The organism is Maridesulfovibrio sp. (assembly GCF_963676065.1).
GTDB lineage: Bacteria > Desulfobacterota > Desulfovibrionia > Desulfovibrionales > Desulfovibrionaceae > Maridesulfovibrio.
This window is the reverse complement of record NZ_OY780933.1, coordinates 494417-509575: the sequence shown is the minus strand read 5'-3', so window position 1 is coordinate 509575 and position 15159 is coordinate 494417. Positions and strand designations below refer to the sequence as shown.

General features: G+C 45.8%; 10 protein-coding genes. 5 read left to right on the top strand and 5 right to left on the bottom strand.

Features of this window, described 5'->3' with window-relative positions; genetic code table 11:
• Nucleotides 1-25: 25 nt before the first annotated feature.
• Genes ACKU35_RS02195 through ACKU35_RS02180 form a run of 4 tightly spaced genes read right to left on the bottom strand, consistent with a single transcriptional unit; the run spans nucleotide 26 to nucleotide 3803 of the window.
• Nucleotides 26-1066 carry a spermidine/putrescine ABC transporter substrate-binding protein gene (locus ACKU35_RS02195; RefSeq protein WP_319762722.1) on the bottom strand — a complete coding sequence of 347 codons (1041 nt, stop codon included), beginning with the start codon at nucleotides 1064-1066 and terminating at the stop codon, nucleotides 26-28.
• The gene (locus ACKU35_RS02190; protein WP_319762720.1) at nucleotides 1059-1880 is read right to left on the bottom strand and encodes an ABC transporter permease; all 822 of its coding nucleotides are present in this window, start codon (nucleotides 1878-1880) and stop codon (nucleotides 1059-1061) included. Before ACKU35_RS02190 ends, ACKU35_RS02195 begins: the two co-directional genes overlap by 8 nt.
• A gap of 2 nt (nucleotides 1881-1882) precedes the next feature.
• The gene (locus tag ACKU35_RS02185; RefSeq protein ID WP_319762718.1) at nucleotides 1883-2791 is read right to left on the bottom strand and encodes an ABC transporter permease; all 909 of its coding nucleotides are present in this window, start codon (nucleotides 2789-2791) and stop codon (nucleotides 1883-1885) included.
• Nucleotides 2784-3803, bottom strand: coding sequence for an ABC transporter ATP-binding protein (locus ACKU35_RS02180; RefSeq protein WP_319762716.1), 1020 nt, complete (start codon nucleotides 3801-3803; stop codon nucleotides 2784-2786). Before ACKU35_RS02180 ends, ACKU35_RS02185 begins: the two co-directional genes overlap by 8 nt.
• A gap of 542 nt (nucleotides 3804-4345) precedes the next feature.
• Here ACKU35_RS02180 and ACKU35_RS02175 point away from each other — a divergent pair.
• The 5 genes from ACKU35_RS02175 to ACKU35_RS02155 all read left to right on the top strand — a co-directional run bounded on the left by ACKU35_RS02175 (nucleotide 4346) and on the right by ACKU35_RS02155 (nucleotide 11773).
• Complete coding sequence (locus tag ACKU35_RS02175) at nucleotides 4346-4804, top strand: Lrp/AsnC family transcriptional regulator (RefSeq protein WP_319762715.1); 459 nt, start codon at nucleotides 4346-4348, stop codon at nucleotides 4802-4804.
• A 111-nt stretch (nucleotides 4805-4915) separates the two neighbouring features.
• Complete coding sequence (locus tag ACKU35_RS02170; RefSeq protein ID WP_319762713.1) at nucleotides 4916-6565, top strand: sigma 54-interacting transcriptional regulator; 1650 nt, start codon at nucleotides 4916-4918, stop codon at nucleotides 6563-6565.
• A gap of 313 nt (nucleotides 6566-6878) precedes the next feature.
• Nucleotides 6879-8177 carry a 4-aminobutyrate--2-oxoglutarate transaminase gene (gene gabT, locus ACKU35_RS02165; RefSeq protein ID WP_319762711.1) on the top strand — a complete coding sequence of 433 codons (1299 nt, stop codon included), beginning with the start codon at nucleotides 6879-6881 and terminating at the stop codon, nucleotides 8175-8177.
• 33 nt (nucleotides 8178-8210) lie between these two features.
• Entirely contained in the window at nucleotides 8211-9575 is a 1365-nt protein-coding gene (locus ACKU35_RS02160; protein WP_319762709.1) for an NAD-dependent succinate-semialdehyde dehydrogenase, read from the top strand.
• Nucleotides 9576-10222: 647 nt separating this feature from the next.
• Nucleotides 10223-11773: a methyl-accepting chemotaxis protein gene (locus tag ACKU35_RS02155; RefSeq protein ID WP_319762707.1), complete on the top strand. Its 1551-nt coding sequence runs from the start codon at nucleotides 10223-10225 to the stop codon at nucleotides 11771-11773.
• Between the two features lie 306 nt (nucleotides 11774-12079).
• On the opposite strand, the gene ACKU35_RS02150 is transcribed toward ACKU35_RS02155, so the two are convergent.
• Nucleotides 12080-15133, bottom strand: coding sequence for a hypothetical protein (locus tag ACKU35_RS02150; RefSeq protein WP_319762705.1), 3054 nt, complete (start codon nucleotides 15131-15133; stop codon nucleotides 12080-12082).
• Between the last annotated feature and the right edge of the window lie 26 nt (nucleotides 15134-15159).

The following is a 15159-nucleotide window of genomic DNA, read 5'->3' as shown; positions in this document are numbered from 1 at the left end:
ATGCCCCGGCATGAATTAGAGTCTGTTAGCGGGTTTTAACCATGGTCCAGATCTGGTCATAGATCTTGTTGTCTTTGCCGAGATCCTTGATGAACTGGATTGAGGGTATGTATTCTTTGTTCGGGTAGATTGCCGGGTTTTTGAAGTCTTCAGGGGTGATATACGGGTAAGCCGCCTTGTTCGGGGTGGCATACTGAGTCCAGTTGGACAGTTTCGCACCTACTTTCGGGTTGAGGACCCAGTTGATGAATGTGAGTGCTTTGTCAGGATGGGGAGCCCCGGAAGGGATACTCATGCTGTCGACCCAGCCGATGGTTCCGCCTTTGGGGTTAATAAATGCGCAGGTATCTGGGTGGTCGGCTACGGCACGCAGGGCATCACCGTTGTAAACAATTGCCGCTACAGCGGTTCCGGCAGCGACTTTGGAACGTCCGCCGGTTCCAACATCAAATCCTGCGAAAAACTTATCGTGTTTCGCCTCAAGCATTTTATCCATGAGTTTTTTGAGCTCGCCTTTGTCCGTGGTATTCACATCCATGCCCATGAAGCACTGGGCTATACCGAGCATTTCACGAACGGAGTCAATGAAGATGAACGGGCCCTGACGTTTGGCGGGGTCAAACATAATGTCCCATGATCCGTCAAAATCCTTGAGTTTATCCTTGCGGTACATCATGCCGATAGTTCCCCACTGATATGCGACAGAGTATTTGTTTCCTTTGTCCCATGTGGGATCGATGAATGTGTCCTGCAGGTTTTTAAGGTTGGGGATTTTAGAGTGATCAAGTTCTTTCAGCAGGCCGAGTTTAATCATGGCAGGAAGAATGTAGTCTGAGGGGACAACCACATCATACTGGTTCTTTCCGCCGGCCTGCAACTTGGCAACCAGTTCTTCCATGGACTCATAATATTCTACACGAACTTTTATTCCGGTATCTTTCTGAAAGTCGCTAACAAAATCTTCCGGCATGTATTCCGACCAGATAAGCAGGTTCATTTCATCTGCAGCAAAAACGTTGGTAGCCATCAATAAAATCATGATTGTGGTAAACAGAATTTTACGCATGAGAGCTCTCCTTTTCTTTTGTTTTGTTTGATATTTTTTCTGAAGCAATCACCAGAAAAACTGTGAGTAGTAAGCCTACTGTAGACAGTGCGTGAATTTTGGGAGTTATTCCCCGATGTACTTCCGCGTATATATAAAGAGGCAGTGTTACTGAGCTGGGACCGGCTGTGAAAAAGCTGATTACAAAATCATCAAGAGAGAGAGTGAAAGCCAGCATCGCACCGGAAACAATACCTGGAGTAAGCATGGGCAGGATAACTTTGCGCATGGTGTACCAGTTGTCTGCGTAGAGATCTCTGGAAGCCTCTTCGATTTCATTGTTGAATGCTGACAGTCTTGAGTGGACAACCAGAGCAACGAAAGCAACCTGAAATGTCACGTGTCCGATAATCATGTTGAGCATACCCGGCTCGAAAATCGGGGAAACGTAACGCAGAGCGGCAAAAGCAATGACAAGTGCTCCGGCGAAAACAATTTCCGGCGTGATGACCGGCATGTAGAGGTTGAGCTCAAAGAAAGCCGCAGCTTTTTTGCCCCACGGGAATCTGGCCATACCGATTGCCAGTGCTGTGCCCACAACTGTCGCAATTGCAGTTGATACGCAGGCTAGAAACAGTGTGTTCCAGCATGCTTCAAGGATCTGTTCATTATGGAATAAGGCAACGTACCACTTCCATGTAAAACCTTCCCATGTGAGTCCGAAACGGGAGTTGTTCATTGAGAATGTGGCTACTGCAAGTAGTGGTGCGTAGAGGAAAGCCAGCGTACCCATTGCGCACATAGGTATAAGGATTGGTTTGTCGAATTTTTGCATGACTAGACGACCTCCAGTTTTTCACCTTTGCGGCGGAACAAATACAGTCCGATAAGTGTCAACACCATGAGAGCCAGACTCACTGCCGCCCCGAAAGGCCAGTCCCGGCTTTTACCGAACTGCTGCTGAATGAGGTTCCCTACAAGCATATATTTAGCTCCGCCCAGAAAGTCGGGGATAAGAAACATTCCCATGGCTGGAACGAAGGTCAGGATTGCTCCCACGGAAAGGCCGGGAATGGTTTGAGGCAGAATTGCCTGCATGAATACACGGCGTTTGTTTGAGTAAAGATCCTGAGCTGCTTCGACCAGCGTCCAGTCGAGCTTTTCCACACTTGAGTAGAGGGGAAGTACGACAAAAGGCAGGAAGCAGGTGATCATGCCCATGTAAACAGCGAACTGGGACGGATAAAGCGGTGTCCCCGGCGGAATTATTGCAAGCTGGGCTACGAATTTTGCTATGGGCAGGTCGGGCGAGAGCAGCAGCTGCCATGCATATGTGCGGATAACCAGATTGGTCCAGAACGGGATGATTACCAGAATGAGCCAGAGGTATCTTTTGTTTTTCGGCTTTTTTGCAATGAAGAAAGCCAGAGGAAAAGCCAGTATAGTGCAGCAGGCGGTTGTGACTATCGCAACCCAGACTGAACGAAGCAGAATCCATAAATAGTCTGGACTCCATCCGAAAAGGCCGTAGCCCGCAAGGCGGGAGAAGTTCTCCCAGGTGAAGATCCACTGAATTTCCCCGTAGCTGCCGCGTGTGGCAAATGAGAGAACAATCAGTGCCAGTGCTGGAATTGTCAGGAACATGAGAATCCAGAACAATCCCGGTGAAATGTAGAACAGTCCCCGTTTTCTAAGGGCTTTTCGAGAGGTCAGCTCCCCAAGCCATATTCTTGTATTATCAGTCATTTATGGTCACCAATGCATCCTCAAGAAGTTCAACCCAAACTAAATCTCCTACCTCTACATTTTTATGGGGCGCGCAACGCATGCGCAGGTTTCCGGGTTCTAACGAAATGTCCAGATAAGTACCCCTGTAGTATGCCTCTGTAACTTTTCCCTGCACGCCGTTGTTCAGGGGCTTCTCATCGCGCAATCTGATACCCTCCGGGCGGATAACCAGTGAGCCGTCTTTCCACTCCGGTAGTTTCGGTAAAATGAGATCTCCTACAGGCGTATTCATTATTTCGCCGTTTCTGTGGGCATCAATGATATTGGCGGTGCCGATAAACTCCGCGACAAAGCGACAATTGGGACGGTCGTATATTTCGCGCGGAGAGCCCAGCTGAAGGATCTTTCCACCTTTCATAACGGCAATTTTGTCAGATACAGTCAGTGCTTCGTCCTGATCATGGGTGACGAGTACAAAAGTCTTCTTGATTTTTTTCTGGAGCTTGCGGAGTTGAATCTGGAGAGTTGTACGCAGTTTTGCATCCAGAGCGGACATGGGTTCGTCAAGCAGAAGGAGTTCCGGTTCACAGACCAGTGCCCGGGCCATGGCCACTCTCTGGCGCTGGCCGCCGGAAAGCTGATCGGGATAGCGGTCTCCGAAATCGCCCAGCTCCATCATTTCAAGCCCGGCCTTGACTTTGTCCTTGACCTCGGATTCCGGAATCTTGCGGGAGCGCAGACCAAAGGCCACATTGTCGGCACAGTTCATGTGCGGAAACAGGGCATAGCTCTGAAATACCGTATTTATTGGGCGTTCGTTTGCGGGGAGTAGTGAAACAGGAAGATGGTTTAAGTAGACCGTTCCTTTGTCTGCTTTTTCCAGTCCTGCGATAATTCGCAGTAAAGTAGTTTTTCCACATCCGGAAGGGCCGAGCAGAGTGAACAGTTCGCCTGCTTCAACCTGAATATCGACATCTTTTAAGGCCTCGACCTCACCGTAATTTTTTGAAATTGCATACGCTTCAAGCATCGTTTACTCCCTTAATATATAGATCCAGAAATTAGGTATCCATTTTGCGGCTGATCTTTTTTAACCGTTAATAATTTGAAAGCAGGGTCATATTTTCAACCTTGGGCATATCTTTGTGTGGTTCGTTTTTCGGACCAAAGTGGCTGGTTTGGTCACGCTTTTTGCAGAGATAAAGAAATGCGTACTGATTCGGATAAAGCAGAATCTATGCCGAAGTAAGGTGTGGTTGCCTTAAGGTCTTGAAAAAGATAAGTTTATTTATAAACGTATCTTGGGTGCATTTGTTCGAATGTCAAACTGAGTAGTTCGAAAAGCGTACTTTTTGCTAAAAATGGAATCGAAAGTCGAACTTGAGAGCCTGATTGAGCTATGCTAGAAGCCAGTTAGAACGATATCCACCCTTGTTGTCTCTGGGATGACAAAAAAATCCTCATAGATTACAAATTTGTCATATCTCTTTAATGTGTTGTTACTTCTGGCTCAATCTTGCTTTGTTGAAATGAAATATACTAAATATACCCGCAAAAAATATCAGAGGTAGTATGGGTTCTTCACCATTTGACGATATTGACAATGAAATAGTCGAACTGCTGCGAGAAAATGGGCGTATGCCTAATACTGAAATAGCAGAAAAGCTTAATATGTCTGAGACCGCCATCAGAAAGAGATTGAAGCGTCTGCTTAAAGAGGAGTTAATTCAGATAGTTGGGGTCGTAAACTTGCGTAAGCTTGGGTACGAAATAGAAGGTAATATCAAAATCAAGACTGATAACAAAAAAAGTCAGCAAGTTAAAGAGAGCCTCATGAAAATGAAGCGAATCTGGTATATTGCATATGTGACCGGAGCTGCGGATTTTGATGTGGAGTTTAATGCTAAATCGCAGTCAGAATTGCATGACATTATCGAAGGTGTGAATCAGATTGACGGAGTTGTCAGTTCTGAGATTTCAATTAAGCTTCAGGTAGTTAAAAATAGCTATGATTGGGAAAAGTGCCCCTAATTTAAACTCAGCTCGCCAGGGTAAGCCATGAATTTGGAATTGTTCCAACAAATACAGAATTGTGTAAGTTATGCGATCGTTGCCGTAGATAGAAATTGCAAGGTAATAAGCATGAATAATGTGGCCTTGGATTTTTTGAAGCGCTACGACCGCGCAACAACAATCGGTATTGATGTTGCGGAAATATTACCCATTGCCGCACCGTTTATACGAAAGGGCATGGCTTCAGACGAGTTCACAAAGGGCGAAGGTAGGATTGTCGGGAAAGGGAGGGAGCTGTTCTTTGAAATTACTCCTTTAATGATGAACGGGCCGTTTGAAGGAGCTGTAATAAGTCTTCAGAAACCCTCGCGCTTTGAAGAGCTGGCCGTTGAATTGAGTTCCTTTCAGGAAATGGCTACCACCTTGCAGGCTATATTTGATTCCTCAAGTGACGGCATCTGGGTGACCAATGGAGATGGCATCGTCACCCAGATTAACCGGGCCTCTGAGAAGTTGAACGGTATAAAGGCGGAGAATATTGTAGGCAAAAGTATTGACCGGATTGTCAAGAGCGGACTTATGGATGTTTCAGTCTCTCAGGAAGTTATGGAGAAGCAGCAAAAGTCCAGTATACTGCAAAATATTGCCAGAACTGAAAGGCAGCTTCTTTGCACCGGAACTCCCGTCTTTGACGGTGATGGCAGACTTTCCATGGTTGTGGTTAACGAACGGGATGTGACAGAACTTCTTGATTTGCGCGAACACCTGAAGGATGCCAGAGAGATAACCGAAAAAGCGCGCAAGGAAATAACCAATCTCAATATGACTGAGCTGGGGCATGGTGCCTACGTGGCCGAAAGCAGATCTATCAAGAGGTTGCTGGACAGTGCGCTGAAACTGGCTCAGTTGGAGGTTTCCGGGATACTGCTTCTCGGCGAGTCCGGCACGGGAAAATCCATGCTTGCTAAATTGCTGCATCAGCACAGCCCACGGTCTGCGGGGCCGTTTCTCGCAGTTAACTGCGCGGCTGTACCGGAGCAGCTTTTTGAAGCTGAGTTATTCGGATATGAGAAAGGAGCTTTTACCGGAGCCAGAGAAAGCGGCAAGGCCGGGCTGCTGGCGCTTGCCGATGGTGGTACCTTCTTCCTTGATGAAGTGGGCGAAATGCCCCTTGCGGTACAGGCCAAGCTTTTGAAATGTATTGATGAAAAAGAATTTATTCCCCTTGGCGGAACAATTCCGAAAAAGATCAATTGTATAATTATTGCCGCCACCAACAAGGATCTGGAAAAGCAGGTCAGTGAGCGGTTGTTCCGTAAAGATCTCTTTTACCGCCTTAATGTTTTTACTCTGACGATTCCGCCGTTGCGTGACAGGGTAGAAGATATTTTTGCTTTGGCGACTTTATTTCTTAACAAGTATAATGAGCGGTATGGTAAATCCAAGTCACTTTCCCCCACCAGTTTGAGAATACTGCAGAACTATTCCTTTCCCGGTAATATCAGAGAACTGGACAGCCTGATCAAAAAAGGCGTGGCCGTGGCAGAAGGAGAATTATTGGATAGTTACCTTATGCAGGATCTTCATGGTAAAGATCAGGGGGAACCTTTATCTACTACAGGGCTTTCTCTGGCTGAAGCTCTTGATAAAGTAGAGAGGGAAATGTTTATTGAGGCTCAAAAAGTCTGCCCGACAACAAGAGACATAGCCCGCTACCTGAAAGTCAGCCAGCCGACTGTTGTTCGCAAGCTTAAAAAACACGGATTGAGCAGTCGTTAATAGAGTTTGATTCACTGATGAATCAAAGAGCGTGTTGCATATCTTACTTCTTCTCTCATTGTGGTCCTTGGGTTAAGCTCAAATTACAGATTATTTTTTGTCCCAAATAAAAATTTATCAGCGATCTTCGATTCATAAATGAATCACCATAGCAGCAATTTTTTTAATTTTGCTTCTTTGCGATTCATTTGTGAATCAAATTAAGCTTATTTACGGTCGTCTGCTTGTGTAAGTTGTTGTTTTTATGTCTTTATTCCTGGTGGCATGCAATATGCTTAATCTGAGGCAAACATAAAAAAAGGACGTAATTCATATGAGTAATTCAGAAGATCTGCTTAAAAGAAGAAACAAGGCCGTGCCTCAGGGTGTAGGAAATCTGGGACCGATCTTTGCCGAGCGTGCCGAAAACTCAATAATCACAGATGTAGAAGGTGAGGAGTACATTGATTTTGTAGGCGGAATCGGTGTTAATAATGTCGGCCATTGTAATGAAAAGGTCGTTGCCGCTATCAAGGAACAGGCGGAAAAGCTTGTTCATTCCTGTTTTCATATTGCCATGTATGAGCCGTATATAGCTTTGGCTGAAAAGCTGATTGAAATTTCCCCCGGCGATTCCGATAAAAAGGCAGTCCTGCTGAATAGTGGGGCTGAAGCTGTGGAGAATGCGGTAAAAATAGCACGGCTGGCCAGTGGCAAGAGCGGGATTGTTGTTTATGAGGGCGGTTTTCACGGACGCACCCTGTTGACCATGAGTATGACCAGCAAGGTCAAACCTTATAAATACAAGTTCGGACCTTACGCTCCTGAAGTCTACAGAATACCGTATCCTTACTGTTACCGTTGTCCTTACGGTAAAGAATATCCTTCATGTGACACTTTTTGTGCTGATCAGTTCAGTCACTGGTTTATCGGTAACGCAGCCCCAGAAAATCTGGCTGCTCTGGTAGCCGAACCCGTGGCCGGTGAAGGAGGCTTTCTCACTCCTCCCCCAGAATATTTCCCTAAAATCAAAGAAATATGTGCTAAAAATGATATCTTTTTTATAGCTGATGAGATTCAGTCCGGTGGCGGACGTACCGGAAAGATGTGTGCTATAGAGCATTTTGGAGTAGAGCCGGATTTGATGACCATGGCCAAAAGTATTGGCGGCGGCATGCCTATTTCCGCTGTGGTTGGTAAAACAGAGATAATGGATGCCGTACATCCCGGCGGTCTGGGTGGAACTTACGGAGGTAACCCTGTCTCTTGCGCCGCTGCCCTTGCAGCCCTTGAGTCGCTTGAAAGCGATGGTGTGCTTGAGGAAGGTGTTGTTCTCGGTGAAAAGCTCAAAAATACTTTTTTGGAATGGCAGGAAAAGTACCCGATTATAGGAGATGTCCGCGGACTTGGTGCTATGATCGCCATTGAACTTGTTTCAGACAGGGAAAATAAAACCCCTGCCGCTGATATTGCCAAGAAAATTGTAGGCGATGTGTTTAAGAAAAAACTATTGCTGCTCGCCTGTGGAAATTATGGCAATGTGCTCCGGGTTCTTGTTCCGCTCACGGTTGATGAAACTACCCTTGAAAAGGGCCTGACAATTCTTGAAGAAGCCCTGGCGGAAAACTGTTAAACAAATTTGAGTTATTGTGAAAAGGAGCATTCAATGAGTATTCAAAGCGTCAACCCGGCCACAGGAGAAGTGGCTGCTTCATTTGAAGCTTATTCTGATGAGAAAGTTCAGTCTATTCTGAATGACGTAGCCGGTGAATGGTTAATCTGGAAAGGTAAAGCCTTTGCAGAACGGGCCGGGCTGTTGAAGAAAGCGGCAGAGCTTTTGCGCAGTCGCAGCTCAAAACTGACTGAGTTAATGGCATTGGAGATGGGTAAGCCGATCTCGCAGGGAGAAGGGGAAGCCAACAAATGTGCCCTGGTCTGTGACTATTATGCAGATAAGGGAGAAGAAATGTTGGCTCCTACCCCGGTAGAGGGGGCTGGACGCAAAGCCTATATTACTTATGAGCCTCTGGGGACGGTGCTCACAGTAATGCCTTGGAATTTTCCTTTCTGGCAGGTGCTTAGAATTGCAGCTCCTTCTCTTATGGCAGGTAATGCCGTCGTCCTGAAACATGCCTCCAATGTCCCCCAATGCGCATTGGCAATAGAAGAAATTTTCAAGGACGCTGGGTTTCCTGAAAATATTTTCCGTACACTTTTGATCGGTGCGCGGCAGGTTGAATCTGTGCTGGATCACGAATCAGTTTTTGCAGTCAGTTTGACCGGCAGTGAATTTGCCGGACAGAAAGTCGCCTCCGCGGCAGGAGCAAGGCTTAAGAAATCCGTAATGGAACTTGGCGGCAGTGATCCCTTCATTGTGCTCGATGATGCTGATCTGGATGAAGCGGTTAAGATTGCTACTCTTTCCAGATACGGAAATGCCGGTCAGACCTGCATCGCTGCTAAGCGGTTTATTGTCATGGACGGGGTATATGATGAATTTATCTCACGTTTTGCAGACAGTATGGATGCGTTGAAAGTCGGCGATCCGTTAGACCGGAACACTGATATGGGCCCCATGTCCTCAGGAAAATTGCGGCAGGAGCTTCAGGAGCAGGTGGATAGATGTCTGGCAGCCGGTGGTAAAGTTCTGCGTGGCGGCAGCATCCCGGAAGGGATTGGCTATTATTATCCTCCGACTCTTGTTACCGACATTCTCCCGGATGCGGATATTTGTCAGGAGGAATTATTTGGTCCGGTAGCGATGGTTTTTCGTGTATCGTCAGTTGACGAGGCTGTTTCTGTTGCCAATAGTACTCCATTTGGTCTTGGCGGTTCCATCTGGTCTAAAGACGAAAATATGGCTGAAAAAGTCGCGGCCCGTATCAGAACCGGCTGTGTTTTTATAAATAGCCTCGTGCGTAGCGACGTTAATCTGCCTTTCGGCGGCATTGGCCTTTCGGGGTATGGTCGTGAACTTGGGACTTATGGAATTCGAGAGTTTGTCAATGTTAAACCTATTTGTATCGGGTAATAAGGCCGGAGCTTAACAGAAAGATGATCATACCTGTTTTCAGCTTAAAATTTGATCAACCGCCAGACAATTTGTAACCGGTAGGCCGTACGATTAATTTGAATCGTTGGCTTAATGGAAAAGTACAGCCCCACAGTGTGTTATCACGTTGTGGGGCTTATTTTTACTGCAGAGAATGGTAAAGAAGTGGGTAAAGTTTGAATGCCGTCGAGACTATCATATAAATGTTGTCCCTGAAAAGCTTCCACAAACCTGCTAATTGATGGTATCGTCATTTTAGCCATTTCTTCATTTCTGATTGTTTTTTCCAAATCAGTATCCTTGTTTTAGAATCTCAGTAAGGTTTGAATTGTGTTTTGGATTAAATTTTTCTTCCTGTGTATTCTTCTGCTTTTTTTGTGAGTAATAAAGATACGTTATTAACTATGACGTCATGATGTTTATTGCTGCAAGTTGTTTAAAAGATAAAGAATTAGCTTATAGTGAGGTAAAATCAGATAGCTGTCGCAAGAGTAACCACCTCGGCTGAAATTAATTTGGATAAGTTGCATCTTAGACCTTTTAATGTATCATAAAAATGATATAAAAATCAGTGTACATACAATAAATCTGTGTCGGTGGAATGTTGAACTTTTTAAGGAGGGAAAATGAAATCGTCGAACATTTTTGGTCTAACCGGAAAATTTCTGGGATTAACTATCGCGATGATAGTTCTCTTCTTAACCTTAGGCTATTTAGGCTATTCAGGGAAAACAGAATTAATTTGGCCTGTCACATCGGCTGCAGTAGCCTTTGTGCTGTTTTTCTTTGCGCTGTTAATAAGAAAGGTGGCCAAGCCGCTAACTGAAGTAGCAAAAGTTGTTGCTCGTGTAAGAGCAGATGATTTACAAGCCCGTTTTGATGAGTCCTCTGCAGATATAGATGCCTTGGGCTATAATTTAAACCGATTTTTAGACAAAACAGTTGCCGATATCTATTGGTATCAAAGTTTGCTCGATTCAATTCCGTGGCCTATTTCTGTTACAGATATGGATATGAATTGGACATTTATAAATAAGGCAGCAATGGATGTGACGGGGTCGACCAGGCAAGAGGTGGTAGGTAAGCAATGCAGTAATTGGGGGGCAGATATTTGTAAAACTGAGCGTTGCGGAATTGAATGCTTAAGACGAGGTGAGGATACTTCCTTCTTCACTCAACCTGGGCTCAACATGGATTTTCAGGTTAATACCGCATTTTTAACTGATCAAAACGATGAAAAAGTAGGTCATATTGAAATTGTTCAGGATATTACTGAAGCCAACAAAATGAAGAGAAAAGCCGAGCAAGCTTTAAAAGATGGCATGCTTCTGGCCGCAGACAAGCTTGGAACTATTGTTGAGAATATTACTTCCGCTTCTGAAGAATTATCAAGTCAGGTAGAAGAATCCAGTCGTGGCGCTGATCTTCAGCGTGAACTTGCAGCTGAAACAGCAACCGCGATGGAAGAAATGAACAGCACCGTTTTAGAGGTCGCTCGCAATGCCGGGGATGCGGCCTCAAACGCAGATGTTACCCGCTCAAATGCTGAAGAAGGAGCCGAAGTTGTAGATAAGGTCATTCAAACCATATCTGAAATCAACCAGCGGGTTCAGGAAATGCAGGAAAATGTAAATGGACTCGGAGAGCAGGCTGAAGGTATTGGGCAAATTATGAATGTCATTACAGATATTGCTGACCAGACTAATTTGTTGGCACTTAATGCAGCTATCGAGGCTGCGAGAGCTGGGGAAGCTGGTAGGGGATTTGCCGTTGTCGCAGATGAAGTTCGCAAGCTGGCTGAAAAGACAATGGATGCCACGAAGGATGTTGGTGACTCAATTTCTGCTATTCAGGGTGGAACAAAGAACAGTATTGAAAATATGCAAAGAGTTGTTGAAGTTGTAAATCAGAGTACTGGATTGGCTCAAAAATCAGGCGAAGCCCTTGATGGAATTTTAAGCCTCGCAGAAGGTACTTCAGATCAGATTAATGCCATTGCCACCGCCTCTGAACAGCAGGCTTCTACTTCAGAAGAGATTGCACAGCATACTGAGAAGATAAGCAATATTTCGTCCGAAACAAGTGTTACAATGAGTCAGGCAACAGAAGCTATCACAGATTTAGCCAAACAGGCTGGAGATTTACAAAGGTTGATAGAAGAATTGAGGGAAGCTTAAGGTTTCTTTTCACTCATATTTAAATCCTCAGCTATGGATATCGTGCTCATGATTGTTTAAGGCTCTGGATTATGGGTATTTATGAAGCTGACATCTTCCCAATAAGCTGGGGCATTTTAAAAATAGAGATATTGGCAAACCAACCTATTGTTACAGTAAGGAGGTTGTCTATCGGTGCGTAAGGCTGATACGCCCTTGCGACTTCGTATCAGGGATAATTTTGAAAGCTGTGTTCGCTATGGTTGCCACGGAATTTATTTCCAAAGCACTTTAAAAATGGGCGTATGGAAATAAATTTCAGCTACCCTACTTTTTTCTTTCAAGCTTTTCCATATCAGCCAAATATTGTGGTGACTGATCCAGATAAAAGGACAAAGCTTTAGAAAAATTCTTGCCCACCAGACCGTCCACAAAAACCTGACTGATTTCTTTATGTCGTTTCAAAATAAGTTGAGAGCGGTAGAAAATCAGCCATTCCTCGCGGGACATACTCTGGCGAATAATGGATAATGCTTTGCGTGAACGCGGTTGGTAGAACCAGAAGTACATAAGATCCAGGGCGTTTACGATGATCAGCTTTTCCAGATCCCTCGCTTCCTTGTTTAAGGTACGCATCATGATTTTCGGAGCTTGCAGCATCTCAAGAACATCTTCTTCCGGAAAAATGAGATCCAGTTTTGAAAAAACTGAAAAGAGCTGTGCAATTTTCATTCTGTAGCCGCTCATTCTGGATTTGATGTTGGCCTGCCTGTCGGCAAGTCCTTCAATGAAAGCCGCTACTCCGTCCGATGCGAATTTGGAAATGATTGCCGCCCACTTTTGCAGGATTCCGGTTGCATCCGGTATTCCGGCCATGCCGAGCAGCGCTCCAATCAGTCCGCTTAGTGCCACTGCCACGGGAATAGCAAGAATGGAACGGAAGAAGTTACCAACAGTTGCTCCTTTAGGAAGTCCACGGATGGCGTTGTGAGTGGAAAGGTAAATGCCGTTGGCCAGCCCCATGACTGAATAAAGAAGTATAGGGTCAGTGGACGTGGTTACGCCGAGAGTGTTGTCCAGTAGTAGGGTTTTGGTCAGATAGTCCAGCAATGGGACTGAGAATCCGGTATAAAGCAGAGAATCCGAAATCCGGCTCCAGCTTACCAGTGAGTTCCACGGCAGAAGTGGAGAACGGCGCAAGCCTCCTCCTCCGAGGACGGATTGAATAATGTTGCGCGATCCGGTGATTGCAAACCAGATTACAGCCCCGAAATAGGACAGCAGCCACCAGTCCTTGGTCAGGAAAAAGGTCAGAAAAGCAGGGATAAACCCCAGCAGGACCTTGGCTGTATTTTTGATGTTGGTATTCAGGTAGGTCCATGGTTTTTCCAGCGTTTCCGCTTCCCTTACGCAGTCCGTACTGTTCTCTGGCTGAAGGTTCAGTCCGCCAAGTGTGCCGATATTTCCCGGTTTCCCAGCATGTATTCTGAATGAATCAAGACTCCATTCCACCCAGCGTTTGCCCTTGTCTTCGGACATTCGGGAGATTTCGCTCCCTAAGCGGCCAACCTTGGTTTTGATACTTTTGGTCATCAGCCCGCTGGCCGGAATACGGGTGCTCCCTTCTCCGCATACGTTGCGGTAGAATGGTTTGCGCGCCCGTACCGGAAGAGTATCGAGGACCACAAAGCCCATACCGTGCCTATGTTTTGCCTGTCCGGTGGAGCCGGAACCGATGCGTGATTTCAGGCTGCGTTTCCGGTAGATTCTATGAAATTTTTCCAGATCGGATAGAATCTCAACCAACTCCGGTTTGCGCTCCTGCATAGCGAATAATATTTCAGTATCGCCGGGCTTCTCTTTTTTCAGACGCTCCAGTTGGTCATCGTAATCATAAATAATTTCGCGGATAGCGCTTTTCAAAGTGATTACGCTGTCCTCGTTGAGGGCTTTCTGTAACTTCCCGATGAGTCTATAATGTTTTTTCTGTCCAATGAGTTGCGTGCTCTGCTGCTCAGTTGAATTCTCACCCTCGGTCACTTCTTTGTAGGCATCATTCAGGTTAAATGCCTCAATATGGCTTATCATGCCCCCGCCGTCATAGAGCAGTTCCAAAGTATCCTGCGCGGTAAGACCTGCAAGATTGAGGGTGAATTTTGAGCTGGGATGGATGTGCAGCAGACGGGTCATCAATTCGTTGATGTTGCAGCGCAGGAGTGCCGGAAGTTCGGTGTCTGCATGCGGTTCCGCCGGATTGTTGACCTGCGGATTTCTTTCCGGAATCAGATATTCGTTAATGATTCTGCGCACAGTAAATGTCTGCATGAGTGCGTTTTGTTCCGGGATGAACTGATCTTTAGTTTCGCAATTTTCCGCATCGCATTTGCTCTTAGCGTAACCGGCGAGTTTATTGTGGATAAACCTCCCCAGATGGAGAATGGATGGTTGCCCAGTTCCCACAAAGACCAGAAATTCTTCCAGATCCAGAATAGGGAGCTTGAATTTCAGTTGTTTGCTGATGTTTTCGCGGTGTTTGTTATTAAATTCTTCCAACACGTCAAAAACATACTTCTGCTGGTAGCGGGAGACCTCCCTGCCTTGTTCAAAGAAATCAGCTACCTGTTTTTTTTCAAGAAAATTATGGTAGCTGGAACTGTCTGAAAGAACGTTCGGCTCCCACGTAAAGCGTACGAATTTATTCCTAAAACGAGCAGAGAGCTCGATGCTCACCCGGACTTCGAGATCCAGTATGGACCCTGCTTCAAGCAGTTCCTCGAGGACTTCCGGGCGCACGTAGTTGTAGTAAACAACTTTAAGTTTACGAATCCCCTTGATCCATGCATCCATGATCAGGTGGGTGGGGGATTTTCTTCCTTTGGTATTGGCGTCGTGAACGTGATGGTCAAAGGCGTACTGGTTCCACTCTTCCGGCATTTCAACCAGATGATATTTTGCCAGCTCTTTTCTTATTCTGCGCGGGCTTCCAGCTGAGATCATACGGAAATCATGGGCCAGCTTGAGTCTGCTCAGTTCACTGTTGCCGGGCCGGACCATCTTTTTCATGATCTGCAAAAGTACCCGGGCTGTATTTTTGCGATAGTATCCGGAGGAAGAGAGAAATACTTCATCGCGCAGTGAGCGCAGTGCCTTTAGGCGGTCATGTGCGATACCGTTTTCAAAGCTGCCCAGCAGGCTGATTACAGCATAAGCTATGCGTAATCCTTGTGGTGCAGCCATTTCTTTGATCCCGTGTGGATGCATATATTCAGCTAAAAGCGAGCGGAAAGCGCGGGATTCGGGACCGCGTTTGAGAACATCATCAACAATCTGCAAGAGTTGATAATCAAGCTTATCGAAGAAAATGGAAGATATTTTGGTCATGGCATGAAGTAGGTCCGGGGTTCGGC